The 25,066-nt window shown below is 38.2% G+C and carries 27 protein-coding genes and 1 riboswitch; of the genes, 14 read left to right on the top strand and 13 right to left on the bottom strand.

Features of this window, described 5'->3' with window-relative positions:
- Window positions 1-26: 26 nt before the first annotated feature.
- Entirely contained in the window at window positions 27-533 is a 507-nt protein-coding gene (locus tag V1L66_RS16480; RefSeq protein WP_333005522.1) for a GNAT family N-acetyltransferase, read from the bottom strand.
- A 133-nt stretch (window positions 534-666) separates the two neighbouring features.
- On the opposite strand from V1L66_RS16480, the gene V1L66_RS16475 reads away from it, so the two are divergent.
- A complete protein-coding gene (locus tag V1L66_RS16475) occupies window positions 667-1,437 on the top strand; it encodes a GNAT family N-acetyltransferase (protein ID WP_274772144.1) in 771 nt (256 codons plus the stop codon).
- Between the two features lie 40 nt (window positions 1,438-1,477).
- Here the strand turns inward: V1L66_RS16475 and V1L66_RS16470 are convergent, their stop codons facing one another.
- Window positions 1,478-1,741 carry a Parvovirus coat protein VP1-like protein gene (locus V1L66_RS16470; RefSeq protein WP_128568202.1) on the bottom strand — a complete coding sequence of 88 codons (264 nt, stop codon included), beginning with the start codon at window positions 1,739-1,741 and terminating at the stop codon, window positions 1,478-1,480.
- A gap of 182 nt (window positions 1,742-1,923) precedes the next feature.
- Between V1L66_RS16470 and V1L66_RS16465 the strand changes: the two genes are divergently transcribed.
- The 3 genes from V1L66_RS16465 (at window position 1,924) to V1L66_RS16455 (ending at window position 5,043) form a co-directional block, all read left to right on the top strand.
- Entirely contained in the window at window positions 1,924-2,973 is a 1,050-nt protein-coding gene (locus V1L66_RS16465) for a DUF418 domain-containing protein (protein ID WP_036080113.1), read from the top strand.
- Window positions 2,974-3,109: 136 nt separating this feature from the next.
- Window positions 3,110-3,766: a hypothetical protein gene (locus V1L66_RS16460; protein WP_016991835.1), complete on the top strand. Its 657-nt coding sequence runs from the start codon at window positions 3,110-3,112 to the stop codon at window positions 3,764-3,766.
- Between the two features lie 23 nt (window positions 3,767-3,789).
- Window positions 3,790-5,043: a glutathionylspermidine synthase family protein gene (locus V1L66_RS16455; protein ID WP_333005519.1), complete on the top strand. Its 1,254-nt coding sequence runs from the start codon at window positions 3,790-3,792 to the stop codon at window positions 5,041-5,043.
- A gap of 590 nt (window positions 5,044-5,633) precedes the next feature.
- Here V1L66_RS16455 and V1L66_RS16450 read toward each other — a convergent pair.
- Window positions 5,634-6,107, bottom strand: a complete 474-nt coding sequence (locus V1L66_RS16450; protein WP_016991837.1) for a YbaK/EbsC family protein — start codon at window positions 6,105-6,107, stop codon at window positions 5,634-5,636.
- Window positions 6,108-6,358: 251 nt separating this feature from the next.
- On the opposite strand from V1L66_RS16450, the gene V1L66_RS16445 reads away from it, so the two are divergent.
- The 3 genes from V1L66_RS16445 (at window position 6,359) to V1L66_RS16435 (ending at window position 8,410) form a co-directional block, all read left to right on the top strand.
- Window positions 6,359-7,501 carry a substrate-binding domain-containing protein gene (locus V1L66_RS16445; RefSeq protein WP_333005518.1) on the top strand — a complete coding sequence of 381 codons (1,143 nt, stop codon included), beginning with the start codon at window positions 6,359-6,361 and terminating at the stop codon, window positions 7,499-7,501.
- 30 nt (window positions 7,502-7,531) lie between these two features.
- A riboswitch (guanidine-I (ykkC/yxkD leader) is annotated at window positions 7,532-7,628 on the top strand.
- Window positions 7,629-7,754: 126 nt separating this feature from the next.
- Window positions 7,755-8,096, top strand: a complete 342-nt coding sequence (locus V1L66_RS16440; RefSeq protein ID WP_004232293.1) for a multidrug efflux SMR transporter — start codon at window positions 7,755-7,757, stop codon at window positions 8,094-8,096.
- Complete coding sequence (locus V1L66_RS16435; RefSeq protein WP_312128586.1) at window positions 8,096-8,410, top strand: multidrug efflux SMR transporter; 315 nt, start codon at window positions 8,096-8,098, stop codon at window positions 8,408-8,410. Before V1L66_RS16440 ends, V1L66_RS16435 begins: the two co-directional genes overlap by 1 nt.
- Before the next feature lie 40 nt (window positions 8,411-8,450).
- Here V1L66_RS16435 and V1L66_RS16430 read toward each other — a convergent pair whose 3' ends face one another.
- The 4 genes from V1L66_RS16430 to V1L66_RS16415 all read right to left on the bottom strand — a co-directional run bounded on the left by V1L66_RS16430 (window position 8,451) and on the right by V1L66_RS16415 (window position 12,257).
- Window positions 8,451-9,335: a glycine betaine ABC transporter substrate-binding protein gene (locus V1L66_RS16430; protein ID WP_016991839.1), complete on the bottom strand. Its 885-nt coding sequence runs from the start codon at window positions 9,333-9,335 to the stop codon at window positions 8,451-8,453.
- A gap of 81 nt (window positions 9,336-9,416) precedes the next feature.
- Entirely contained in the window at window positions 9,417-10,271 is an 855-nt protein-coding gene (locus V1L66_RS16425) for a proline/glycine betaine ABC transporter permease (RefSeq protein WP_016991840.1), read from the bottom strand.
- Window positions 10,264-11,463: a glycine betaine/L-proline ABC transporter ATP-binding protein gene (locus tag V1L66_RS16420; RefSeq protein ID WP_016991841.1), complete on the bottom strand. Its 1,200-nt coding sequence runs from the start codon at window positions 11,461-11,463 to the stop codon at window positions 10,264-10,266. The genes V1L66_RS16425 and V1L66_RS16420 overlap by 8 nt, the downstream gene beginning before the upstream one ends.
- 158 nt (window positions 11,464-11,621) lie before the next feature.
- Window positions 11,622-12,257 (bottom strand): TrkA C-terminal domain-containing protein, encoded by a 636-nt coding sequence (locus tag V1L66_RS16415; RefSeq protein ID WP_036080093.1) that lies wholly within the window; start codon window positions 12,255-12,257, stop codon window positions 11,622-11,624.
- Between the two features lie 270 nt (window positions 12,258-12,527).
- Between V1L66_RS16415 and V1L66_RS16410 the strand changes: the two genes are divergently transcribed.
- Genes V1L66_RS16410 through V1L66_RS16395 form a run of 4 tightly spaced genes read left to right on the top strand, consistent with a single transcriptional unit; the run spans window position 12,528 to window position 16,049 of the window.
- On the top strand, window positions 12,528-13,259 hold the full coding sequence (locus V1L66_RS16410) for a GTP cyclohydrolase II (protein WP_016991843.1): 732 nt from the start codon (window positions 12,528-12,530) through the stop codon (window positions 13,257-13,259).
- Window positions 13,260-13,274: 15 nt separating this feature from the next.
- A complete protein-coding gene (ribD, locus tag V1L66_RS16405) occupies window positions 13,275-14,387 on the top strand; it encodes a bifunctional diaminohydroxyphosphoribosylaminopyrimidine deaminase/5-amino-6-(5-phosphoribosylamino)uracil reductase RibD (protein ID WP_333005515.1) in 1,113 nt (370 codons plus the stop codon).
- The gene (locus V1L66_RS16400; protein ID WP_333005512.1) at window positions 14,384-15,469 is read left to right on the top strand and encodes an FAD-dependent monooxygenase; all 1,086 of its coding nucleotides are present in this window, start codon (window positions 14,384-14,386) and stop codon (window positions 15,467-15,469) included. The genes ribD and V1L66_RS16400 overlap by 4 nt, the downstream gene beginning before the upstream one ends.
- Window positions 15,470-15,485: 16 nt before the next feature.
- Window positions 15,486-16,049: a 5' nucleotidase, NT5C type gene (locus tag V1L66_RS16395; RefSeq protein ID WP_016991846.1), complete on the top strand. Its 564-nt coding sequence runs from the start codon at window positions 15,486-15,488 to the stop codon at window positions 16,047-16,049.
- Window positions 16,050-16,091: 42 nt separating this feature from the next.
- Here V1L66_RS16395 and solA read toward each other — a convergent pair whose 3' ends face one another.
- The 4 genes from solA to V1L66_RS16375 all read right to left on the bottom strand — a co-directional run bounded on the left by solA (window position 16,092) and on the right by V1L66_RS16375 (window position 21,188).
- Window positions 16,092-17,207 (bottom strand): N-methyl-L-tryptophan oxidase, encoded by a 1,116-nt coding sequence (gene solA / locus V1L66_RS16390; RefSeq protein WP_036080087.1) that lies wholly within the window; start codon window positions 17,205-17,207, stop codon window positions 16,092-16,094.
- 127 nt (window positions 17,208-17,334) lie between these two features.
- A complete protein-coding gene (locus V1L66_RS16385) occupies window positions 17,335-18,684 on the bottom strand; it encodes a solute carrier family 23 protein (RefSeq protein ID WP_333005510.1) in 1,350 nt (449 codons plus the stop codon).
- Window positions 18,685-18,735: 51 nt separating this feature from the next.
- Window positions 18,736-20,103 (bottom strand): guanine deaminase, encoded by a 1,368-nt coding sequence (guaD, locus tag V1L66_RS16380; protein ID WP_333005508.1) that lies wholly within the window; start codon window positions 20,101-20,103, stop codon window positions 18,736-18,738.
- 194 nt (window positions 20,104-20,297) lie between these two features.
- Window positions 20,298-21,188 (bottom strand): LysR family transcriptional regulator, encoded by an 891-nt coding sequence (locus tag V1L66_RS16375; protein WP_333005506.1) that lies wholly within the window; start codon window positions 21,186-21,188, stop codon window positions 20,298-20,300.
- A gap of 118 nt (window positions 21,189-21,306) precedes the next feature.
- Here V1L66_RS16375 and V1L66_RS16370 point away from each other — a divergent pair, with 118 nt between their 5' ends.
- The 3 genes from V1L66_RS16370 (at window position 21,307) to V1L66_RS16360 (ending at window position 23,945) form a co-directional block, all read left to right on the top strand.
- Window positions 21,307-22,491 carry a YbfB/YjiJ family MFS transporter gene (locus tag V1L66_RS16370; protein ID WP_333005505.1) on the top strand — a complete coding sequence of 395 codons (1,185 nt, stop codon included), beginning with the start codon at window positions 21,307-21,309 and terminating at the stop codon, window positions 22,489-22,491.
- Window positions 22,492-22,676: 185 nt separating this feature from the next.
- Window positions 22,677-23,417, top strand: a complete 741-nt coding sequence (locus V1L66_RS16365; protein WP_333005504.1) for a methyltransferase domain-containing protein — start codon at window positions 22,677-22,679, stop codon at window positions 23,415-23,417.
- Window positions 23,418-23,429: 12 nt separating this feature from the next.
- On the top strand, window positions 23,430-23,945 hold the full coding sequence (locus V1L66_RS16360) for a DUF6886 family protein (RefSeq protein WP_333005503.1): 516 nt from the start codon (window positions 23,430-23,432) through the stop codon (window positions 23,943-23,945).
- A gap of 47 nt (window positions 23,946-23,992) precedes the next feature.
- On the opposite strand, the gene V1L66_RS16355 is transcribed toward V1L66_RS16360, so the two are convergent.
- Both V1L66_RS16355 and V1L66_RS16350 read right to left on the bottom strand, forming a co-directional pair.
- Window positions 23,993-24,478 carry an 8-oxo-dGTP diphosphatase gene (locus V1L66_RS16355; protein WP_016993221.1) on the bottom strand — a complete coding sequence of 162 codons (486 nt, stop codon included), beginning with the start codon at window positions 24,476-24,478 and terminating at the stop codon, window positions 23,993-23,995.
- A 19-nt stretch (window positions 24,479-24,497) separates the two neighbouring features.
- Window positions 24,498-25,043, bottom strand: coding sequence for a GrpB family protein (locus tag V1L66_RS16350; RefSeq protein WP_036080072.1), 546 nt, complete (start codon window positions 25,041-25,043; stop codon window positions 24,498-24,500).
- Between the last annotated feature and the right edge of the window lie 23 nt (window positions 25,044-25,066).

Genomic DNA, 25,066 nt, shown 5'->3' with positions numbered 1-25,066 from the left:
ATTCTACCATGCTTAGCCTTTTCTTCTTACGATTTTGTTAAAGTGTAAAGTTGTAGAGTATCTTCAGTATTGTGCTTCTCTTGGTAAATGAAATTCAATTTTTTTAAAACCTTGAGTGAATTGATATTGGCAGCGTCAACTTCTGCCACAATGGTTTCCATTTTTAAGTGCTTAAAGGCATAATCAATTAAAGCAGTTATAGCTTCTGTTGCATAGCCTTTTCCCCAATATTCCTTGCCCAAATCATAGCCAATCTCTGTTAGAGCATTGTCATAATCAAGCATATTAAAGCCACATGACCCAATGATATGATTGGATGCCTTTTCAAAAATAGAGAAGCGGATTGCCTTGTGTTGCTTAGCTAATTGTTCTAGAAGTTCAATCATTTCCAAGGCTTGCTCTTCTTGTGTAAACTGAGTAATGTTCATATACTTGGTTACATCAGGATCAGACCAAATGGTTAATAAACTTTTAGCATCAGCTTTCTCCATTTTTTGTAACCGCAATCTTTCCGTGTCGATATTTTCAATCAATACTTTTACCTCCAAAATTATGATGATGTTGGATGAAAAATATTGCTATCTGCGCATAATTCAGTCCCTTCATATGGATATAAGTTTATTATAATAGAAAGGATACATACTGCAAAATACTGGAGGAAATCGCATGATAAAAGTCTCGGAAGAGCAATATCCTATCATTAAACAATTTATTTCAAGAGCCCCGACATTTGTTTATAGTATACTAGATCGAATGATAGAAGGAGCTGTCTATTCCGATACAGCTGCTTTTCAAACATTATTATTTCACACGAAATCAGGGATATACTATGTATATGGCGATGAAAATAAGACTTCGATTGATTATCAGCTTGCTTATTGTTTTCAACAGGCTATAGAACAACAGAAACGGTTTACCTTATTTTCTTATTCTGAACAGTGGAATACTAAAATCGAACAATTGTTAAATAATCAGCTAAGAAAGCTAGAACGCTATACATTTACATTTGATGAAAATATTTATAATCATAGAGAGAAGCATGGGGAAGGTGATTACGAAGTCAAATTTATTACTGAACCCCTGATTAAAAATTCACTGGAATTTGATCAGACTTATTATGAGGAATATTGGGATTCTACCTCTAATTTTCTCAAAAATGGCTTTGGCTTTTGTTTCGTACATAATGAACAAATCATTAGTGAAGCCGTCTCTATATTTAAGTCAAATGACTATGCAGAAATTGATATTATGACAGATCCAAACTATAGAGGACAAGGATTAGCAAGTAGCATTGCAGAAGCCTTTATAGATCATTGTCTAGTCAACCAGCTAAAGCCTTGTTGGGATTGTGATATTTCAAATACAGGCTCCATTCACCTAGGCACAAAGCTTGGTTTTACGACTCCGCAAAAATATGCTATCTATACAAAAAAGTAGCCCACGAGGTTATTATAAACATCGTGAGCTTTATGCGCTGTTAAAAGAAACGATTGCGTAATTCAAAAACTCGATAGAATAGTCTAGCGTCTCTAGCCATTTTATTTGGTGCGTTCATATGGGGACGGAGGCATTGTTGAAACAATTCATCACAGTATTTTGTGCTACCGTGTCGTTCATAGCATTCATCATGCAGTTTACAGCAAGCGTCCACTGCATTTGTAGGCATACCTGGTCCTGAGCAGCCAGGGCCACAGTATCGGTAGCCAGGATAACAAAAACCGAGCTTGCGATTTCTATTCATCTCCTTAACCTCTCTTTTCGATGTCTTTTCTATAAAATATGTAATATTTCATCATAGAAGAGGATAAAAAACTATAAGACTATTCTTTTTGATTTGTAAGGTTCCTGTAAGCTTAAAAATAATTAGTTGTAAGGATGGTGCGTTATGCTAGCTATAGCATAAAAGATAAGGAGTTTTTCAACATGAATCCATCCGTTACACAAAAAGAACGAATCATTTCCTTAGATATTATACGAGGATTAGCGTTATTTGGTATTTTATTTATTAATGTAGGTGCCTATCAGCTCTTAATGGAGGGTGCACCAATGCCTGATATGAGTGGAATCAATGGGGTGATTGATTCACTTATTGATATTTTTATAGAAAAGAAATTTTTCTCTATCTTTTCATTCCTATTTGGAGTTGGTTTTTATATTTTTGCTTCACGTGCAGAAGCGCGTGGGGATAGACCGAGATGGCGCTTTGCAAGACGTTTATTTGCTTTATTCGTTATTGGTATTATTCATATTTTTATTTTTTGGGGCTCTATCCTATCCATTTACGCAGTAATTGGTTTTTTATTGCTACCATTTTACTCTGCGAAGGTTTCAACCATTTCTAAATGGTTATTTACCATTATCACACTGCATATTCTGGCACTATTAGGACAAATGTATATGCCGTCTAATGCCGTTTCGTCAGCTATTTTTGGCTTTTTAGGCAATGATGCAGTAGCTATCTTTATTATGTTTTTAAGTGGATTTTTAGTAGCAAAAGCTGATTGGATTGGGCATATTGGAGCGCATAGTCAAAAAATAAAATGGTTGCTTTATAGTACTTTCCCATTCTTTATTGGATTCTCATTATGGATTTGGTTTGCCTCACAAGCAGATGACCAACAGCTCCAATCTATCATTGGCTTAGGGGTTGTTCCAACAACCTATTTTTACTTAAGTGGTTTGTTTATTCTATTAGAACATAAAACAATAGCGAAGCTACTTCAGCCAATTGGACGTGTGGGGCAAATGGCCTTTACAAATTATTTGGCGCAAAGCTTTATTGGAACAGCCATCATCTCATTCATGGGGCTAGAAGTAGTTTCACCATCAGATATTGTAGTGATAGCGAGTATTACGTTTATCATTCAAATAATTTTTAGCGTGATTTGGTTTAAGTTCTTTACAATAGGACCATTTGAAAAATTATGGCGCTATATGACTTATGGAAAAAAAGTCGTATCAAAACAATCATAAAACACTGTAAATCCCAAACAATCCTACTGTTTGGGATTTTTTCTGCTAAAATAAATTGTATGTTTTTGTAAAAAACGAAACCTAAAATGGGAGATAATCGTAAACTAGGTACCAGAAATAAAGGAGCGCTTATAATATGGCAAAGCAAATAAAAAAATATATGGCTGTGACAACAGCATCTTTGATGGCTGTACAGCTAGCAGCATGTGGAAATAGTGAATCTCAAACAGTAGAAGAATACCCTTTAACTACTTCTAATCAGGTAACCGAAGATCAAAATCAAGCCATTACAAGTGATGAAATAGAAAGTGTTTACAATAGTGAAATGGCTGAAGCTTGTGATGAATGGCAAGAAGGTGATGATGGTTCCTTTGAATGTATCGATGAAAATTCACCTTACTATGCACAGCATTTCTTTAATGGTTTGATGTATGCAACGGCTGGAGCCATGATAGGAAGTGCGATATATAAAAGTCGCAATTTAAAAAATGGTACAGAGCGAGATGAGCAAAGCAATGGTGGCGGCTCAGCAGTGCCACGATCGTCATCAAGCGCTAAGGATGAGAGTAAACCAACAAATGGTATAACAAACAGTACGCAAAATAAGGCTAGTTCAACTTCGAGTAGCTCAACTTCAAGTGGATCAAATTCTTATTCGAGTGGACAACGCTCCTATTCGACGGATAGTTCATCTAAGAGTTCCAATTCCTACTCCAATAGCTCTTCCACAAGCACAGGAAAATCAGGCTTTGGTACTGGTGGGACATCTCGTGGCGGCTCGTCCTCTTCGTAAGGCTTGGATAGGGAGTGAAGAACATGATGAATCACACACAGCAACGACAAGCATTTTACTCAAAATTTCCTGACTTCTTTCCTGACTTTGAGGATTTAGAGTATGCATTATATGATGTTTTAGAATTACCAAAGCAGCAAATTGATCAACTTTATTATGCAACACAAATACTTTGGCGCATCTTTTTAAAAGTCGGGAAACAATTTAAACATTTATCAGTCGATCAGCTCTTAGCCTTAGGTATTCGACCAGAAATGATCCCATATATTCAGTTAGATTATTTACAGCAGCAATCCATTCTGGCACGATTTGATTTTATTTGTACGGAGGAGGGCTACATTAAATGTTTAGAGTTAAATGGAGAAACACCTTTTCTTGTACAAGAAACCTTCAAGATGAATGACGCTCTATGTCAGCATTTTGGCTATAAAAATCCCAATGATGTATCAGCCTTACAAAAAGCATTGTCGGGCGCTCTTTTTGCTGCCATCCACTATTTACATGATGTCAAAAAGCCGAAGATTGTCATCACAGGTAAAACAGCGAAAGAGGACTATGAAGAATATTGTCAGGTACAGTTTATCAAGTCCTGTATTCCTTTTGACATTGAGTATGTGCCCATTCAAGAACTTATTATCTTTTCTAGTGATACATCTGAGGTAGCACAAGGTCTGTATACACCCACAATGGAGAAAATTGATATTTTATTTAGACCTGCACACCCTGTAGAGTTTTTAATAGATGATGTGGCAGCGGATGGTGATCGCATTGGCTTGCATCTTTTAGAGCTTGTCAAAAAAAGACAGCTGGCAATTATTAATCCACCTGCTGCCTATGTATTACAATCGAAAATCTTATTATGGTTAATATGGGAGCGGAGAAATGATCCATTGCTCTTTACTTCTGAGGAACGAGCAGCTATTTTGCAATATATGCTTCCTACATACCTGACAGCAGAGCCATTTATTCGAGGTGATATACCCTATGTCAAGAAGCCTGTTTATTCTCGTGAGGGAAATACAGTAGAAATTTACGCAGGAAGTGGGCGGAGAGTAAATGCTTCCACATCCAAACATTATAATGATAATTTGTTTATTTACCAACAGTATGTGGAGATGCCTAGTATAACTGTGCAGTTAAAAGAAGGATATCACGCTAAGAAGTGGCTAATTGGCTCATTTGTTGCGGATAACCAAGCATGTGGTTTAAGCTGTCGGGTAGGCAATCAAATTACAGAATGGGATTCACATTGGTTAGCCGTTGGTTACAAGGAATAGCAAATCTATAGTGCTGAAAAACAAAACCACCCATAAAATTTTTTTAGAAGGTGAAAATGGATTGCCGTTGCAGGCTACTTGCTTTCCTGTGGGCGAGCGCCGAACCGCTTCCTTCGCTCCGCTCCGTGCAGGGTTTCGCCTGACTCGCTATCCCACGGGAGTCAAGTAGCCTTCCACTCCAACCTACAAAAGTGTTATCTTTTTAGCAAAGGTTTTCAAATAAAGTGAAGGTGTTCACTTCTTGTCACTCATCACTTCTCCACATTGAAAATAAGAGCTTATCCCCTCTATGAATACAGATAATGGGCGATTTTATTACTATGCTACTATTAAAAAAGTAAAGACACTTTGCAGAATGGTTGATTGGAGAGGAGCCAGCGTCACTCCTAGGGGATTTAGCGTCACTGATGAGACCCTGGAGCGAACGTAAGTGAGAGAAGCGGCTCATTGGACGCCCCCTGGAAAGGACGCTGGCGGAACGGAAATCAACCCTTACCTTGCCAAAAGGTATTATTTCTCCTAGCGATATTATCTTTTTTCAACAACATGAATTGGCGAGACTTTTTAAAGTATCGCCAATCGTTTGGTCCTTATTCATTCCAGCCTTTACAGACATCAATCCATTCTTTATAGGGAGCATATGTTTCAAGTTCTGAAATGGTTACCTCAATGGCTGAATTACTACTACCGCACGCTGGAAATACTGTAGTAAAACGTTTCAGTGATTCATCTAAATAAATGGCTACGCCCTCGTTGACACCAAAAGGACATACACCCCCGACATCGTGGCCAATCATCGTCTCCACATCATCTTTGGATAACATCTTTGCCTTCGTGCCAAATATGGCTTTATATTTTGCATTATCGATTTTAGCATCACCTGCAGCCACAATTAAGATCGCACCATCATTCACAAGAAAAGATAAAGATTTGGCTATGCGCTCTGGCTCACAGCCAAGCGCCTGTGCTGCTAATTCAACTGTTGCGGAGCTTTCTTCTAATTCTTGTATTTTGTGTTCTACATGCCATTGTGCTAAATGGCGGCGTACTTTTTCAATTGCCATATGTACATCCTCCTACTAATATCAATTATGCCTTAGCATAGGTTGTCGAGATTTTTTGAGATACATCGAAAAGCTCCCATTTCTATAGAGAGCGTTTTCTATATTTGATATACCACATTCACACAAAAAGCATTCATTAAATCAAGACAAATTTAATTTTACCATAATTTTCAGAATATATAGTTGTGAATGCTGTATCTTTCGGGTACCATTGGTGTAAGAGTGTAAAATTACACTAGGGAGGTCTTTGTATGCTTAAGTTTATACAAATAGTATCTATACTAATTGGTTTATCCTTTGTGACATTAATGGTGGCATTCATTATCACATTGAGTGGTGGACTGCATTTAATTTATTTGGTCTTTACTATACCTGTTTGTTTATTTGTCTGGATTGTTTGTAGCATGTTTAAATGGACCAACACAAAAAAACGAAGGGGCTTGCTAGTTGGTGTCATGGGAATTGCCCTGTTGATTGCAGCCATCAAACCGATTCAACATTATTATAAAATGAGTATTCCCACTGTTAATGCGGAAATTGATGTAACAGTCTATCAGCCATTTGTCCCTGGCAATAAAGTAGTGAAGAATAAAGCTTCCTTACAATTGACAGAGTCATTACCACGATTAGATGGTGCAACAGCCATGTACCCTTTATATGCGGCTTTTGTGGAGGCTACTTATCCCAAAGAGGAATATCCTCCATATAATAGTAGAGTTCAAGTAAGTCGTACACCAGAGGCCTATCAAAATTTAATTGCTGGAGATGTTGATTTAATCTTTGCGGCAGCCCCGTCCACCTCACAAGAATGGCAAGCAGAAAAAGAAGGACTTACATTTGATATGACGCCAATTGGTCGAGAGGCATTTGTCTTTTTTGTGCACCGTAAAAATAAAATCGATAATTTAACACTTGAGCAGGTCAAAAAAATATATGCTGGAGAAATAACTAATTGGCGTGAGGTGGGTGGGGAGGATGAGGCCATTCGTGCTTTCCAACGCCCAGCAGATAGTGGAAGCCAAACGACACTAGAAAAGCTGATGGGCAATACGCCAATCATGGAGGCACCCACTGAAGATGTTGCAACAGGAATGGGGGGAATCATTCGTGAAGTGTCGCAATATCGAAATTATAAAAATGCCTTGGGTTTTACATTTAGATATTATTCTACAGAGATGGTAGGTAACAAAAAGATCAAATTACTATCCATTGACGGAGTAGCACCAACAAAAGAGAATATTCAAAATGGGACATATCCTTTAGTGTCTGAATTTTATGCCATCACAGCAGGAACAGAAAATCAAAATGTACAGAAACTGATTGATTGGATACTTTCTGAGGAAGGGCAGGCAATAGTAGAAAAGGTTGGCTATGTACCAGTGGAAAATCATTAAATAGTTTGCTATACTTAGAGTAATAATCGAATAAAAGTTTTCTAGGGTTCCGTAGCGCTTGCTAGTCTGGTCCGAGAGAAAACCACAAATTGATTTTGTGACACGGAAGGATAAAAGCCTGGGAGATACTGTTTAAAGACAGTTTCTTCAGGCTTTTTTTGTTTGGCTAAAATCGAGTCATTCGGCGAATGCTGAAAAAGTAGTTGAATTAGCTATTTATTCGGCCGTGTCTTATAAAATGGAGGGATTTATCATGAATAAACAATGGATCAGCGTTATTATAGCGGCTTGCTTTGAAGTTGGCTGGGTCATTGGGTTAAAGCATGCAACAAGTGTACTGGAATGGATTGGTACAGCAATTGCCATTTTTATTAGTTTTTATTTGCTCATTAAAGCAGGTGAGCATCTACCAGTTGGGACCGTCTATGCAATATTTGTCGGATTAGGGACAGCTGGTACTGTATGTGCGGATAGCTTGCTATTTGGAGAGCCGTGGAAATTAGCAAAGATTATATGTATTGTTGTGTTACTTGCAGGAGTTGTAGGCTTAAAGCTTGTAACGGGAGAGCCTAAGGAACAAGAGGTGAGTGAATAATGGCATGGATGGCATTAGTTGTTGCAGGGTTATGTGAGATGATGGGCGTATATATGATTAGTAAATATAATAAGACGAAGAGTATGAAAAATTTAGGTCTGTTGATTGGTGCATTCACCTTAAGTTTTGCAGGCCTTGCCTATGCGATGGAAACATTACCAATGGGTACTGCCTATGCGATCTGGACAGGGATTGGTGCAGCTGGGGGAGCACTGTTAGGTATGCTGTTTTTTAATGAATCTAAGGACTGGCGACGCATCGTTTGTATTGTCCTTGTATTAGGAGCAGCAATCATGTTGAAATTGCTATCATAATTAAACAGGCACTCCTTATGCAGGAGTGCCTGTTTTTATATTATTTTTTTACGTCTTTTGTCCATTCGGCCACTTTATCTGGATTAGCATCAACCCATTCTTTCGCAGCGTCTTTTGGATCTTTACCATCCATTACTTGTAACATAACACTTTCTAAATCTTCTGCTGTCCAGTGGAAGTTATCGAGTACTGAATATACATCTGGTAAATCTTCTTTTAGGCCTTTACGTACGAATGTATTAATCGTTTCTTCTCCACCATATACACCCTTTGGATCTTCTAAGTATTTAAGATCATATTTCGCAAATTTCCAGTGGGGTGACCAGCCTGTGACAATAATCTCTTCCTTATCTTTCAGCGCTTTTGATAATGCAGTTGTCATGGCGCCAGAAGACGAAGTAATGAAGTTCCAATCTGCTAAATTATCATATTCTTCTATTGCTTTTTCTGTAGCAGCAGTAATGCCTGCACCTGGCTCAATACCAGTGATTGTATGATCTGCTTCATTAGATAAATCTTCAATAGAATTGACATTCATATAGCTTGGTACAACTAAACCGATTTTTGCACCAGCAAGGTTTTCACCTAGCTCATCTAAATCAGCTTTATACTTTTCATATTGTGAAGCATGTGTATGTGGTAGCCACGCAGCAACCATTCCATCAGCTTCTCCTTTTGAGACAGCCTCCCACATGATCGCATTATCCAAAGGAGTTAATGTTACATCATATCCTAAATCTTCGAGTACCTGCCCAACAACATTCGTTGAGGCAATTTCTGTATCCCACTCAACATAGGCTAGGTTTACCTCCTTAGAATCACTGTTTTTTCCAGAACTTGAGCCCGAGTCTCCTCCACTACATGCAGCAAGCATGAAGCCTAGACCTAGAGCCATTCCTAACTTTGAAAGTGTTTTCAGTTTCATCGAATCTCCCTTTCTCTTCATCATTTTGTATCAAACTGCCGGCATCCATCGGAGGATGGAAGGTAGCAAGAAAGATGACAATTATAGTGCTTTCTTTTTATTAAAGCTTTGTGTTAAGCGGTCAATAATGATCGCGAAAATAACTAAACCTAAACCTGCAACGAAGCCATTCCCAACTTGGGTACGTTGTAGGGCTGTTAATACTTCACGTCCTAGACCTGGAGCACCGATCATAGAGGCAATAACTACCATAGAAAGTGACAGCATAACGGTTTGGTTAATCCCTGCCATAATGGTTGATTTAGCAAGGGGAATTTCTACTTTAAATAATTTTTGGCTAGCTGTACTACCATAGGAGTCAGCAGCTTCCACTAATTCTTTTGGTACTTGACGAATACCGAGGTTTGTCATACGTACAGTTGGGGGTAAAGCAAAGATAACGGATGCAAAGACACCAGGTACAATACCAATACCAAAAAAGGCAACAGCTGGAATTAAATACACAAAGCCAGGCATTGTTTGCATGAAATCTAGTATTGGTTTAATAATGTTTTCAGCTACCGTTGATTTTGACATTAGAATACCAAGTGGAATACCGATGATGATGGATATAATACTGGAAAAGATCACAAGCGTGGTTGTTTCCATAAGATGAGTCCATAATCCTTGGTTATAGATAAACAACAAGCCAATTAAAGAGAATGCAGCAAGCCCTAACTTTTTGCCTGAAACGAAGAAGGCAAATATCACGACAAGAAGTATAAGAATAATGGCTGGGATACTAATTAATAAATCAGTGACCTGATTCATGAGTAGTTTTCCAAATTGCTGAATAGAGTTAAAGAACGCTGAAAAATTACTCGTCAACCAGTCCATAGCTGATTCTACCCACGGAGCTAGTGGTAATGTTGGAATATTATCTAAAAAGTTATTCATGTGCTTCGGCCTCCTCATCGCTCGTTGACAGTGCTTGGATGACAACGCCCCTAATTAGTACACCAAGCAAGCGACCATCTTTCACAACGGCAATAGGAGTAGGAGAATTATAAATCATCCCTAAAATATCCTGTAGTAGCATATCTGGTGGAACTGTTAATACTTCTGATTGCACAATAGAATGGACGGTTTGCTCTTGTTTCTTTGCTGCAGCTAGTGCATCGTCTGCAGTGATATAGCCTTTTAAATGTCTATTTTTATCAACAGCCATTAATAAACTAACAGCTTCCTGACGCATACGTTTTAGTGCCACTTTAGGGCCATCTAGGTCTGTATTGACAGAAACTGGTCGTACCATGACATTTTCAGCTGTCAATACTTTAGAACGATCCACATCTTCCACGAATGTTTTGACATAATCATTTGCTGGGTTGGTTAATATTTCTTCTCCCGTACCAATCTGAATGATAGAGCCATCCTTCATAATGGCAATGCGATCCCCAATGCGTAATGCTTCATTTAAATCATGTGTGATAAATAAGATCGTTTTTTTCAATGTCTGTTGTAGATCGAGTAGCTCATCTTGCATTTCCTTGCGAATCAATGGATCGAGTGCAGAAAATGCTTCATCCATTAGCAATATTTCAGGATCATTAGCGAGGGCTCGTGCTAAACCAACACGCTGTTGCATACCACCTGATAATTGACTCGGATACTGGTCTTTATAAGCGAGTAATCCAGCATTTTCTAAAGCCTGTTCAGCTTTTGCTTGCCGTTCTTCTTTTGAAATACCTCGAATCTCAAGGCCATATTCGGTGTTTTGAAGTAATGTTCGATGGGGGAATAAACCGAAGTTTTGGAAAACCATGCTCATTTTGTTTCTTCTTACAGACCGTAGACTTTCTTTTCCCATGGTAGAAATATTTTCTCCATCGATATATATATTTCCGCTCGTTGGTTCAATTAGGCGGTTTAAAAGCCGTATAAGCGTGGATTTGCCACTTCCTGACAATCCCATGATAACGAAGATTTCTCCTTCGTTGACAGTAAAGCTTGCATCGTATACACCAACAGTTGCACCTGTTTCTTTTAAGATATCAGTCTTACTTTTTTGTTGCTTAACGAGTTCTAGTGCTTGGGGAATATGTTTGCCAAACACTTTCGATACGTGTTCTATTTTAATTTTTTCCATAGAAGCACTCCTTTCGTAGATTATTACTATGTGAGGATAATGATACCCAAAAATAAACAAGTAACAACCTTACTGTAGCAAAGGGTTGTTACTTTTGTCAAATCGACAAATAAGAAAAAACCCGCTTAAACGCTGTTATATCAGCGCTTAAACGGATTTTAATTTGGGTATAAAAAGCTTTGAACTCTAGCGAAACTTTCATCATTTCCAACAAAATAAATTATGTCACCTTCTTCAAATGAGACATAAGGACCAGGGGATAGTAATAATTCATTACCGCGTCTAATACCAACGATGGTGCTAGAAGTATTTTGCCAAAAATTTAAAGCTTGTACAGTTTGATGAATGCATGGACTATCCGCTGTCATTTCTAATTGATAGGGAATGAACGGATTGACTGATCGGTAATGCTCCGTGCGGCTAATTAGTTGCTTTGCCTTATCTTGTAAATTAATTAATTCATGATGTTGCTTTTGAATACTTGTCAAAAGTTCATTTTGTATTTCATGAATCGATTGTACATCATGAAACTGTCTGACGAATTGAGCCGCTTTTTCATACGATTTTATAATTACGCCGCTACCTTTAGAAGCTTCCACGATTTCTAAGTCTTGCAAAACGGCAATAGCTCTTCTTGCCGTCTCAGCGGAAACATTATATTGACTGGCAAGAGAGGATCTTGCATATATTTTATCGCCAATGCGGTATTTTCTTTCAACAATCTTGGAGGCGAGATCAATGGCTATTTGTTGATATTTTGGTTGCTTTAGTTGAACAGTTTTTTCTAAGTTCATGTTAAACTTCCTTTCGTCATTACAGTACCACAGCTTATTATAGACTAGCCTGCACAGAAAAAATAGCATCTCCATAAGCTAGTAGTATATGATGAAAAAGTAATAATAAAATTCCCATCACTTATAATTATAATTATTAGAGTAATAGCTGTTGTTTGACACTTTTTAGTTATTATTATAAACTAAGTTACATTATGTAAGTGATGTGAAAATACATGTGCTCAGTTGGTGAATTTCACTAACTGTTTCTATAGAAGGTTGGAGATTAATATGACAATTACGACTAAAGTGATGGACATAGTGAAAGATAAAATGACGATAGTGAAGCATACAAATACAGAGAATATTTGCCTAGTTGGACCAGTGAAATTACCTGTAAAACAAGGTGATTTTTCTGCAACTTTTCAATGGTATAACTGGCTTAAAATTGATGCAGATTTAACAAAAGAAGAAATCATTGATGGATTAGCCACTGCCAATTTAGCATTTTTGCAACAATCTTCAGTGCTTGTATATGGTGATTTTACCCATTCAGAAGATGCTTTAATCCGAATGCATAGTATTTGTCACACGGGCGACATATTTGGCAGTCAGCGTTGTGATTGTGGATACCAGTTGCATGAGTCTATGAAAATGATTGTTGAGCATGGCTGTGGTGCTATATTTTATTTAGCCGATCATGAAGGCCGTGGTATTGGACTATTCTCAAAATCTCTTGCTTACTTATTGCAAGAGGAGGGGCTAGATACAGTTGAAGCAAACCATGCACTTGGCTTCCCAGATGACACACGATCTTATGAAGAAGCACTTGCTGTATTAGCTACACTGCGTACAAAACCTGTAACACTCATTACAAATAATCCGAAGAAACTGGCTGCATTACAGGCTCGTGGCATGGCTGCGGAAGGGCATGTTCCTTTATGGGGCGGTTTGACAGAGACGAATCGTTTTTATTTAGAAACGAAAGTTGAAAAATCTGGACATATACGTGAAAAGCAATAGGTGGAGGTTGCAAGGATGATGAATGTAGATGAAAAGTATATGCAACTAGCATTAGATTTAGCTGCTAGTGCCAAAGGAAATACGAACCCTAATCCACTTGTTGGGGCTGTAATCGTGAAGAATGACATGATTGTAGGCACAGGTTTACACAGAAAAGCAGGAGAACCACATGCTGAGGTGCATGCTTTTCGAATGGCTGGAGAGCATGCAAAGGGTGCTACGTTATATGTAACGTTAGAGCCTTGTTCACATTATGGTAAGACACCGCCTTGTGCAAATTTAGTGAAGGAATCTGGTGTCAGTCGAGTGGTAGTTGCTATGCAAGATCCGAACCCAACTGTAGCAGGTCGTGGTATTCAATTGCTGAAAGATGCGGGAATAGTGGTAGAAGTTGGTGTTTTAGAGCAACAAGCGCGCCGCTTAAATGAACGTTTTATTCACAATATGCTTTCGCAACGCCCTTTTGTTATTTCAAAATTTGCTATGACTTTAGATGGGAAAATTGCCACGCATACAGGGCATTCAAAATGGGTAACTGGTGAGGGTGCACGTGAGGATGTTCACCATCTTCGTCATGAAGTGGATGGAATTCTAGTTGGCGTGGGTACAGTCATTGCTGACAATCCTTCTTTAACAACGAGATTAAAAGAAGGATACGGAAAAAGCCCAACACGTATTATTATGGATAGTTCTCTACGTACACCCGACCATGCAAATGTATTAAATATAGAGGATGCACCAACGATTCTTGTTTGTAGTGATGATGTAAGCCAAGAAAAGATTGCTTTATTTACAGAAAAAGGCGTTACAGTTTTACCTGTACAAAAAAATGAATATGGACTACAGATTGATGAGATGCTGGAAAAACTTTATACACATGGCATAACAGATATTTTGCTAGAAGGTGGAAGTAAAATAAATGCTTCCTTTTTACAGCAAGGTGCAATCGATAAATATGTGGTATATATAGCGCCTAAAGTTTTAGGTGGAAATCTATCATTAACACCGTTTGCTGGCTATAACCCCTCTCTCATGCATGAGGCATGGAATGTTGAATTTGCTTCATTTGATAAAATAGGTGAGGATTTGCGTATTATTGCTTATCCAAAGCAGGGTGAAGAAAAGTGAACTATCAAGCAGATGTCTGTATAGTAGGGGCAGGGCCTGCTGGTGTATTGTTATCCTACCTCCTTGCTAAAAAAGGGCTGTCGGTGATTCTACTAGAGCAAAACATAGCACTTGGTCAGGCATTTCGTGGCGAGCATTTAAATGAGGAGGGGGAGGCTGTTTTAAAAAGCCATCATCTTTTCGAAGCAGTCGAGGCACTCGGTATATTACGAATGGAGAAGCTTGAGTATTATGCTGGTGGCAGAGCATTTAAAACGATTCTTCCAGATGAAGCAATAGGACATTTAGGCATTCATGTACCACAGGCAAATTTATTAAAAGCAATTTTACAAAAAGCACAACCGTTCCCTAACTTTACATGCCTGCTACATACAAAGGTTATCAAGCTAATTGCGGATGCTACAGGTCATTATAGTGGCGTTATGGCGATAAAAAATGGAGACCCTATAAAAATCGATAGTCAGTTAATTATCGGTGCGGATGGTCGTTATTCTACTATTCGTAAGCAAGCAGAAATTGATGTTCAGAAACAGAAGCATGGCTTTGATTTACTGTGGGCTAAGATTCCCGCACCCGCTGATTGGGAACCATCTATAAAAATGGCACTCATCGATGATAAGCAGCTGTCATTGTTTACACAAGTTGGTGGTTATATTCAAATAGGCTGGAATATTGAGCAAGGTAGTTTCCCTCAGCTTCGAAAACTAGCATTTACACCCTTTATCCAGCAGCTTGTGGAGGCATTTCCACAATTAACGAAAACAGTACAGGCACAGATAACATCCTGGCAGGATTTTGTTTTGCTTGATGTCTTTAGTAGCCATTGTAATAGTTGGGGGACAAAGGGCCTTGTCTTGCTAGGAGACGCCGTTCACACAATGACACCAACAGGCGCTTTTGGGCTAAATAGTGCACTAAAAGATGCAGATTGTCTTGCAGCATTGCTAAATAAAGACACGCTAGGACAATTTAACGTACAATATTTTCAACAAATGCGTGAGCAAGCCATTGAGGAAGTATTAGCAAAACAAATTGAAAAAGAGCAAACATTTGCTTCTAATTTTATAAACAAGGCTTCGTGAAAGGACGAACAACTAGATGAAGTTTGGCTTTGATATAGATGACACATTAATTGATTTACGCGCACATGCCTTTTCACTTTATAATAAAAAGCTTGGCAAAAATGTTTCCTTTGAAACCTTTCAAGCAATACAACGAGTAGAAATTCATGAACCATTTGGATTAACAGATGAGGAAGGTTCAGCCATGTGGAATAGCGTATTAGAAGAGATCTATTTTACGGATTGTCCTTCTTTTGAAGGTGCTTTAAAAACCCTCCAAACTTTAGCGGAGCAGGGACATGACATTTACTATATTACATCTCGTCCAAAACAATATTGCGCGCAAACAAAAGCTTGGATGGAAGCACAGGGCTTTCCAATAACAGACGGTCATTTTTTCTGTGGCATGCAAGATGCAGAAAAAGTAGCCATTATAAAAGAGCTTGCTTTAGATATTTATGTAGATGATAAACCTGCAGTACTTGAAACGCTTCATGATGTGACAACTAAGGTAATATTAAAGAATCAATCTTATAACCAGCATGTAAATCTTCCACGTTTAGATGATTGGCAAGAGTTTCAAATGATGTTAATAAAATAAAGGATTGGTGCAACGGTTAGTCGTTGCACCAATCCTTTTTTGCTAAAATCGACTAAGCTTAAAGGTAGATAAATCTTGTTTACTTTTTCCTTCTACAATTAAATCTGCAAGAGCTTCCCCAACGGCACTACTAAATTTAAAGCCATGACCCGAAAAACCTGCAGCAATCACAATATTCTGATGTTCAGGTAAAAAGTCGATAATGAAATCTTCATCTGGTGTCATCGAATACTTACATGTTTTTCCATATTTAAGTGCTCCATGCTGAGGCATAAACTGCTCAATGAAGTTTTGTAAGTCAACAGCATCAGATGCATCAAACGGACGTAGAGGGTCGTTTGGATTAACCACATCACCACCATCGTGTCGACCAAGTTTTAACCCCGATCCATCAATACTTGGAAAACCGTAGTAGGTTGAATCAGCAAATTCAAAGCAATAGGCTGGAAAAATTTCATCCCGATACAGCTGCTCATCTGCCTCAAACCATGCAAAGGTTTTCCGCGTTGGTGTGACGGGTATGCTCACGTCTACTGTTTGCAGTAACTCTGTCGCCCATGCACCTGCAGTTACTATTAATTGCTTTGCTTTATAGCTATTATGTACTGTTTGTACCTGTACAATTTCACCAGCCTGGATAGCCAATACTTTTTCATTTGTTCGAAGGCTTGCACCCGCCTCTAAGGCTAATTTTTTATAGGCTTGGATACATGCTTCAACACGAAGGACACCAGCTGTTGGTTCAAAGCAAGCAACTAAATTTTTTGGCAAGGATAGCCCTGGCCATTTGTTCATCGCTTCATCAGCTGAATAGTGTTCAAGCGCTAAATCATAGAGCACAGCACTCGCCTTCACATTTTGAATAAAAGCACATGTTGGCTCCCCAATATTAACTACACCAGTTTGTAAAAATAGGCTTTCATTTGCTAAAGACTCTAGCTCTTGCCAAAGCTCGCCAGCTCTTTTTACAAAAGGCACATAGCTAGCTCCTTCACCATAAGCAAAGCGAATGATTCTTGTATCCCCATGATGACTACCTTCTTCATGTGGGGGAGTAAAGGCGTCTAGCATAAGTACATTTTTGCCTTCCTTTGCTAAATAATAACCAGCCGCCATCCCCATGGAGCCAGCACCAACTATAATGACATCATAGTCCATTTTAATCCCTACTTTTTTGCTCTAGTATAACAGATTTATAGAGAAGGAAACAGAAATTTTAGAAAATAAATAGACACAGCACCTCTAACCCGAATGGACTAGAGGTGCTGTTTGATGTAGATAGCTACTATTTTGAGCTTGGTAGAATTTTATGAAGGAAAATCGCTACGAGCGCGGCGGTCGCAATAGGCGAACCAAATAAATATTGAACGGTTGTAGGTAATGAATAGAGGAAATCATCAGGCAATAATGTCAAAGCTAACGTTAAAATAACAGGAATTGCAATAACATACATTTCCTTTTCACCAATGTGTTCATTTTTCATGACCTGCAAGCCACTAATGGCAATGATGCCGCAGACGATCACAAATACACCGCCAATAACGGCTGAAGGAATCGCTGAAATAAGTGCTGCTAATTTACCAGAGAAGCCGAAGACGATAAACCAAATACCTGCTGCTATAAATACTCGACGGCTCGCAATTCCAGTAATAGAAATAACACCTGCATTTGTGGAGTAACCAGTAACAGGAGTGGAACCAAGTAAAGAAGCAATAAAGCAGCCTATTCCTTCACCAATAACCCCACGATTAATTTGTCTATTTGTTAAAGGTTGGTCGATGACATTGCTAATAGCAAACCAAGTTCCTGTTGTTTCTGCCATTAAGACAATATATATAATGACCATTGTAATAATAGCAGAAATATTAAAGCTAAAACTAAAATCTGCAAATGGAATTTGTGGCATACTAAACCATTTTGCTTGCGATACAGGAGATAAATCTAAAACACCCATAATATTTGCTGCAATACTACCAGCAATTAAGGCAATGATGACAGAAGCTATTCGGAATAGACGTCCTTTTTGATGGAAGACTGTGCCTAACATGACACAAATAATTAACACGAATGCTGTGATCAGCGCTAAATAGATGTTTTGATTAATAGATGCACCTGCTCCATTAAAAATATTATCACTTAAACCAACAGGCATTAAGGACAGCCCTACCACAAAGATAATTGTTCCACCAACAATTGGTGGAATAAATGTTTGGACAATTTTATTGAAGATGCCTGTATAGCCTAAAATAATAACCAAAATGGCTCCAATTAAACTAGCACCTAGCACAGTACTCCAACCTAGATCACCACTACCACTTGCTGCATAGATCCCAATAATGGCACCAAGTGGAACATAGGATGGACCTTGTGCCATCGGTAATTTCATACAAAAATGTGTTTGCACAATCGTCGCAATCCCAGCTGCAATAAAGGTTGATTGAATTAATGCGCTTGCCTGACCAGTTTGTAAGCCGATTAGCATGGCAATTAAAAAGGGCACCACGTATACATCCATAGCCATAACATGCTGTAAACCAAGTAGAGCAGACTGACCGAACGAAATTTTTTCATCTGGTAGAACGGTTAATTGTGTTTGTTTTGTTTGATTAGTTAGTTTTCTATGTTGTGTTTCCACGAAGTTGTACACCTCAAAATGATAGATTTTTAGTAGAGAATAAGAGAATGATTAGTCTCTCGTATGAACTTTATTTCCTTGCACCCAAACCTCGCGGATATTTTCTGGGCGTACAAGATACATGATTTTTTGGAATATATCGTGTAAATCTTCATTTTGATCAAAAATCGGAAGCTTAGCAGTAGAGATTTTTGTATCGATAATTTGTACATCCCATGTATAGTTTTCCTGTAAACGGCCAATTGGAAGACTTAAGCTTTCTCCACCACCAGCTGTCGCGAGATAGAAGGCCTCATTAATGGTAATGCGTGAATTTGGCACACCACGCTTTTCAGCTACAATAGCTGTATCTACACCATCCTCTAACATTCTCGATGACATAACAGCTTGTCTTGCATTATCAAAAAGACTAGGAGAAAATCCACCTGAAACATCTGAGCCCAATCCAATATCAACGCCCATTGCATGGAAGCGGGCGATTGGAATCACGCTGTTTGCAAAATAGGCATTAGAGATTGGACAATGGCCAATGGCAGTGCCAGTTTCAGCAAATAATCGGGCATCCTCATCACTTAAGAAATTACAATGAGCCATGACAGATTTATCACCTAACAAACCAAAGTCATGTAAGGCAACGGCATCATTTTTGTTGAATCGTTCTTTGACGTAGCCGTGCTCCCAGTCACTTTCACTACAATGTGATTGAATATGTGTATCGTATTTCGCAGCCAGTTCACCTAAGCCCTTTAAGGCACCGTCCGTACAGCTTGGAATAAAGCGAGGCGTGACAACAGGATAAACACCCTGTTTAGTCGTTTTGGCTAAATCTTTTACAGCTAAAATAAATTCTTCCGTATCTTCTAATGCGGTTTTTGTATTTTCATCTCGATAAAAATCAGGATTCTGCTCAGGGTCATCCATGACTACTTTTCCGACTAGTCCTCGCTGTCCCTTTTCAGCACAGATTTTCGCTAAAAGTACACTGGCGTCCTTATGAACCGTCGCAAAATATAATGATGTAGTTGTACCATTGGCAAGAAGTGTGCTTACTAAATCCCCATAAACTTCTTGAGCAAATGCTAAATCGGAGAATTTTGATTCGATAGGGAAAGTATATGTATTTAACCAATCGTAAAGAGGAATGTCTAAAGCTGTCCCAGATTGTGCCCATTGAGGTGCATGTACATGCAAATCGACAAATCCTGGTAGGAAATATTGCCCTTCAGCTAATGCATGGAAGTTATTTTGATCTTGATATGTAATTAATAGTTGCTGGTAATCAGCTTGTTCAGGAGCGACAGTTTTAACAATCATGCCGTCAGCATTAATGAAAAATAAATAATCCTTTAAAATGTGAACGTCAGTAGCAGATTTACTAGTAAAAGCTGTTCCTTTGAAAATATGCGTATATTCAGACATAAAAACCACCTTAATGTTCGTTTATTGATAATAACACGGATTATTATAGGCTATAAAAACTATTAAGTCTATAAAAAAACGAATATTAGTATGGTGACTAAAGAAATATATGTACCTTTTTAACTACATTTTTACAGCTTTGACAAGCGTTGATAGATAACAAAAGAAGGCACTTATTTGAGAGTGCCTTCTTTCTACATGATCGATTCATTGATGATGTGAAGAAAATTATTAAAGGATGTGGAGTGATGCAATTCATTTTTTCTTGTACAAAGGTAGATCGGGCGTTGAATATCAATGTCCTTAATAAAAACGCGGGCAACTTGCTGCTGTAGAATAAAGCTAGAAGCTGCGATGGATGGTGCTAACATTGTACCAAAACCTGCTGCAATGGCATGTATGGATTCATTAATCCCGTCTAGTTGTAAACCTACTTTCGGTGGAGGAATTTTATGCACTTTACATAGGGCATTTAAGTATTCTTTTGTGGAACTACCATCCTCCCTTGTGACGAAGGGCTGCTGCATAAGTTCTGCAAGGGATACTGTATGACCTGCCAGATGATGATTGTACGGCACAATAAACCAATAATCCAAATTCATTAGAAATTGATAATTAATATCAGCATGATGTCCATCTTCTTTGACGATAAAAGCTAAATCAGCTTTATAATGGAGTAAATCCTCAATTACTTGCTGGGAATTGGCGGTCTTTAAATGAATATGTGTTGCTGGATAAACTTGTTTAAATTGAGCTAACCATTTAGGTAGTAAAAAATGAGAGGGAACATGTGTGGAGGCAATTTGCAATTCTTCATTGCCCGTATTTTTAAGCTGTTCAACTTTATTTTCAATATCAGTTTCTAGATCAAATAAGCGCTGTGCCTGTTTGTATAAAAAAGTACCATTTTGTGTTAGCGAAATGCCCCTACCTTTGGATTCTAGCAATGTCAAACCTAGTTCTTTCTCTAAATTTCGAATTTGAATGGTTACAGCAGGCTGACTAATCATAAGCGTCTGTGCCGCTTTGGAAACACTATTGAGTTCAGCCACCTTTGTAAATAAACGTAGAGCATGTAAATTCATGTCGTTACACCTTTCATAAATTTTTTTTATGCTTTTATATACATTATATATTAGATTTATTAATTTGCGCTCTGTATCCTTTTAATTACAGTAGAATAATATGAGAGGGGGGTTCATCATGAATCGACAACATATAGGAATTGTCTTTGGAGGAATTTTATTATTAGTTGTTGCAATGGGGATTAGTCGATTTGCCTTCACACCGATTCTACCCTTTATGCGTCATGATGTAGGATTTTCATTGGAAGTGGCTGGTTTTTTAGCTTCAAGCAATTATATTGGTTATTTCATTGGCGCATTATGGGCAGGGTTCATTTATTGTCAACGTAAAAATGTTTTAATGGCAAGTGTTGTTACCAATGTCCTATCTGTTCTATTAATGGGCTTAATAGAGGTGTATAGTGTCTGGCTAGTTCTGCGTTTAATTGCTGGCATTACAGGGGGCCTTATTTTTGTATTAACATCGAGTATTATTATGGATTACTTGGCGAAGCATTCATTATCACGATGGTCTGGCTATGTATTTAGTGGAATAGGCTTAGGGATTGCTATTTCAGGTTTATGTGTACCTGCTATAGAAGCAAGATTTGCTTGGCAGGGTACATGGTTAGGCTTAGGGATTTTATCAGCAGTATTTTTACTTATTACCTATTATCTGTGGAGAGGTTTAGCAGTGCCGGACAGCACAAAAGTTACGAAATCTCTTGATACAAAAATGACAAAGGGTTTTATGCCATGGCTGATTTTATCCTATGGCTTAGAGGGGTTAGGCTATATTATTACAGGTACTTTTTTAGTCGATATTATTCATAATATTCCTTCTCTTCAAGCTTACTCCTCCTATAGCTGGGTCATTGTGGGGCTAGCGGCTATTCCATCAGCTCCTGTTTGGACGGTCTTATTAGAGAAGTTTTCAGCTATAAAAATTTTGTTTGTGGCGTACATACTGCAAGTGGTTGGTATCCTATTACCTGTTTTTGCACAAACGGTATGGAGCGTTTTACTAGCATCGTTTTTATTCGGTCTAACCTTTGTAGGAATTGTTACGCTAACTACTTCCTATGCACGACAGCTTTTCCCGACACAGAGTGGATTCGTTGTATCTTTATTAACAACCTTTTATGCTTTTGGACAAATTATCGGACCGATCGTCGCAGGAAAACTGGTTGAAGTTTATAGCAGCTATAAAGCAGCACTTGTATTTGCTGGTGTCGTTGTGTTTTTTGCATTACTTGTTATGGTAATTGGTAGATGGCTCACTGTAAAAAAAGAAGCTGTTGCTGAACAGACAATTTCTATATAACGCATAAAAGCCAGAAATCCTATTTGGATTTCTGGCTTTATCATTTACTTAAAGAAGCCGTGCCTCTATCTACATGATATTAAAAAATAAAATAAAAGTCTATATATTTTTTTCTTTATATGGAAAAATAGACAAGTGCACAAAGGACGTAACGTTACGATTTTACTTTGAAATGGGGACTTTATATGAACACAGAACAAGCCATTCAACGCTGGAATCGATATGCGGAAAGGTATACAGCAAACTACGATGAGCAGGGTGACATTCATCGTGTTGTACTGTTAAATCCCACTATCTTTCCTTTGCTAGGAGAGGTAGATGGAAAGCATCTATTAGATGCAGGATGTGGAGAAGGCTATTTAAGCAGATTACTAGTAAAGAAGGGTGCAAGAGTAACAGCCGTTGATTTTTCACAAAAAATGCTAGACATTGCTATGGAAAGAACACAACAGCAGGAAGCTATTCAATTTTTACACGGCAATTGTGAAAATTTATCATTTTTAGCAGATGAACAATTTGATGGTATTGTTTCAAATATGGTTCTCCAAGATTTAGAGGATTATCAGACTGCTCTATGTGAGATGTATCGATTATTAAAACCTAATCGCACTTTTATTTTTTCGATTTTACACCCATGCTTTGTGACACCTAATAGTGGATGGTTGAGACATGAGCAGCTAGATCAACAGTATTGGAAAGTCCAACGTTATTTTTATGAAGGGGAGTATCACCAGCTAGATGCTGACCCACCGATCGTTCTATACCATCGAACATTAACAAGCTATGTGCAAGCAATTAGGCAAGCTGGATTTACTATTGAGACTATTGTAGAGCCCAAGCCATCACAAGACATGCTAAAGAAGTATCCTCAATTTGTGGAAGATTTGCATTGTGCAGATTTTATTGTTTTTAAATTAAAGAAATAAAGGAGAAGTAACATGCGTTTATTTCATGTCAGTGAAGACCCTACTATTATGATTTTTCATCCTCGACTGCCTGAGCGACCAGATTTAGATGCCAAAAAAGGGCTAGTATGGGCAATCAGCGAAAGATGCCTGCCAAACTATTTAACGCCTAGAGATTGTCCGCGTGTTTGCTTCCATGCAGGAGATCAAACAACAGAGCAGGACAGACAGCAATATCTACCTCAAGCTTCACATGTAGTAGTCATAGAAAACAAGTGGTTGGAAGTATTGAAAACTACAAGTCTTTACCTATATGAGTTTGATAGTAATGGATTCACTTTACAGGATGATATTGCGGGCTATTATACGAGTGAAATAACACAAATGCCCATCCATGTCTCAGAGATTAATGATATAGCTAAAGCATTATTGGAGCGCAATGTTGAATTGCGAATCGTGGATAGCTTATGGGAAATACATGATGACATCCAAAATACAAGCTTAAATTGGTCAATGTGCAGAATGCGCTTTGCACAACCAAGATTTTAAAAACAAGCCTCGTTATGCACCTATTGCATGGACGAGGCTTATTTTTATTAGACAGTCGATGTTTGTTCAATTGGTGCGGAAGAGATATTGACTAATTTCTTATCTTGATATGTAAAAATATAATCATAGTTTGCTGTTTCATTGAGCATCGTAGGTAAATAATATTTTAAGTCCGCAATACCTACATTTTCAGGGTGGAAAATCCAAGTAAGCTCCTTCCAATCAAGAATGCCCTCAGCAACCTTTATCGGTGTTTCAAATGTAAAAGATTCAGGTAGTTCCGCTATAAACGCATACATACAGCCATAGTTCACAACGCCATCTGTCCAGGTAATCTTACCCTTATAGGTAATATCCTCAACCGTAATGCCTGTTTCTTCTTTAATTTCTCGCAAGGCACCAGCTAATGGTGTTTCATCCTGTTCAATTTTGCCACCAACACCATTCCATGCGCCCATCCACTGAGGCTTATCTCTATTCAATAAAAGGATATAATCACCCTTCTTCAGAAAACAAATTGTAAATTCAGCCAAGTTTGTTCCTCCTTTTTCTTTAGTTATCTGAATTGGCAGGAGACCAGCCAGTCTGCTGACTCCAATGATTTGCTTGTTTTAAAATTTCCCATATGATTGATTCTTTAGATTTTGTATAAAGTTGACGATTATGTTGATATTTCTTAGCCAATTCATATTTTACCTGCTCATAGCGACGACAGTAATCTGGATGACAGCGCAAAAAATCTCGAAATAATAAGGCTAGCTGCTCTGCCCAACTACCAGCCTGTCGAACATGAATATGTACTCGTCTATCTCCTGGAGCCTCTCGAAAATAGCGTTTAGACTTGTCTGGATTTTCTGCTCGATAACTAAAACCTAGAGATTCTAATGGAGCTTTAAATGCTGCTAATGGTGTAAACGATGTGACGGATATTTGTATATCAATTACAGGCTTTGCTGCTAATCCTGTTACAGCGGTTGAGCCAATATGATCAATTCTCAGCGCTATGTTTCCTAAGGCCTCCCGTAATTGACAGCCTATGCTATGAAATTCCTTAGCCCACTCATCTGTATAAGGTAAAATCAAAATAGGATCAGGCATTTTATCTCCTCCCTTAATCTTCA

Source organism: Lysinibacillus sp. IITD104 (genome assembly GCF_036698265.2).
Taxonomy (GTDB): domain Bacteria; phylum Bacillota; class Bacilli; order Bacillales_A; family Planococcaceae; genus Lysinibacillus; species Lysinibacillus boronitolerans.
Note: the sequence above shows the minus strand (reverse complement) of the source record. Positions and strands in the feature narration are given on the sequence as shown.

Bases quoted from the DNA above. Each gene is read 5' to 3' on its own strand.
- V1L66_RS16475 (WP_274772144.1), top strand. From the start codon at position 667: ATGATAAAAGTCTCGGAAGAGCAATATCCTATCATTAAACAATTTATT.
- V1L66_RS16470 (WP_128568202.1), bottom strand. From the start codon at position 1,741: ATGAATAGAAATCGCAAGCTCGGTTTTTGTTATCCTGGCTACCGATAC.
- V1L66_RS16465 (WP_036080113.1), top strand. From the start codon at position 1,924: ATGAATCCATCCGTTACACAAAAAGAACGAATCATTTCCTTAGATATT.
- V1L66_RS16460 (WP_016991835.1), top strand. From the start codon at position 3,110: ATGGCAAAGCAAATAAAAAAATATATGGCTGTGACAACAGCATCTTTG.
- V1L66_RS16455 (WP_333005519.1), top strand. From the start codon at position 3,790: ATGATGAATCACACACAGCAACGACAAGCATTTTACTCAAAATTTCCT.
- V1L66_RS16450 (WP_016991837.1), bottom strand. From the start codon at position 6,107: ATGGCAATTGAAAAAGTACGCCGCCATTTAGCACAATGGCATGTAGAA.
- V1L66_RS16445 (WP_333005518.1), top strand. From the start codon at position 6,359: ATGCTTAAGTTTATACAAATAGTATCTATACTAATTGGTTTATCCTTT.
- V1L66_RS16440 (WP_004232293.1), top strand. From the start codon at position 7,755: ATGAATAAACAATGGATCAGCGTTATTATAGCGGCTTGCTTTGAAGTT.
- V1L66_RS16435 (WP_312128586.1), top strand. From the start codon at position 8,096: ATGGCATGGATGGCATTAGTTGTTGCAGGGTTATGTGAGATGATGGGC.
- V1L66_RS16430 (WP_016991839.1), bottom strand. From the start codon at position 9,335: ATGAAACTGAAAACACTTTCAAAGTTAGGAATGGCTCTAGGTCTAGGC.
- V1L66_RS16425 (WP_016991840.1), bottom strand. From the start codon at position 10,271: ATGAATAACTTTTTAGATAATATTCCAACATTACCACTAGCTCCGTGG.
- V1L66_RS16420 (WP_016991841.1), bottom strand. From the start codon at position 11,463: ATGGAAAAAATTAAAATAGAACACGTATCGAAAGTGTTTGGCAAACAT.
- V1L66_RS16415 (WP_036080093.1), bottom strand. From the start codon at position 12,257: ATGAACTTAGAAAAAACTGTTCAACTAAAGCAACCAAAATATCAACAA.
- V1L66_RS16410 (WP_016991843.1), top strand. From the start codon at position 12,528: ATGACAATTACGACTAAAGTGATGGACATAGTGAAAGATAAAATGACG.
- ribD (WP_333005515.1), top strand. From the start codon at position 13,275: ATGATGAATGTAGATGAAAAGTATATGCAACTAGCATTAGATTTAGCT.
- V1L66_RS16395 (WP_016991846.1), top strand. From the start codon at position 15,486: ATGAAGTTTGGCTTTGATATAGATGACACATTAATTGATTTACGCGCA.
- solA (WP_036080087.1), bottom strand. From the start codon at position 17,207: ATGGACTATGATGTCATTATAGTTGGTGCTGGCTCCATGGGGATGGCG.
- guaD (WP_333005508.1), bottom strand. From the start codon at position 20,103: ATGTCTGAATATACGCATATTTTCAAAGGAACAGCTTTTACTAGTAAA.
- V1L66_RS16375 (WP_333005506.1), bottom strand. From the start codon at position 21,188: ATGAATTTACATGCTCTACGTTTATTTACAAAGGTGGCTGAACTCAAT.
- V1L66_RS16370 (WP_333005505.1), top strand. From the start codon at position 21,307: ATGAATCGACAACATATAGGAATTGTCTTTGGAGGAATTTTATTATTA.
- V1L66_RS16365 (WP_333005504.1), top strand. From the start codon at position 22,677: ATGAACACAGAACAAGCCATTCAACGCTGGAATCGATATGCGGAAAGG.
- V1L66_RS16360 (WP_333005503.1), top strand. From the start codon at position 23,430: ATGCGTTTATTTCATGTCAGTGAAGACCCTACTATTATGATTTTTCAT.
- V1L66_RS16350 (WP_036080072.1), bottom strand. From the start codon at position 25,043: ATGCCTGATCCTATTTTGATTTTACCTTATACAGATGAGTGGGCTAAG.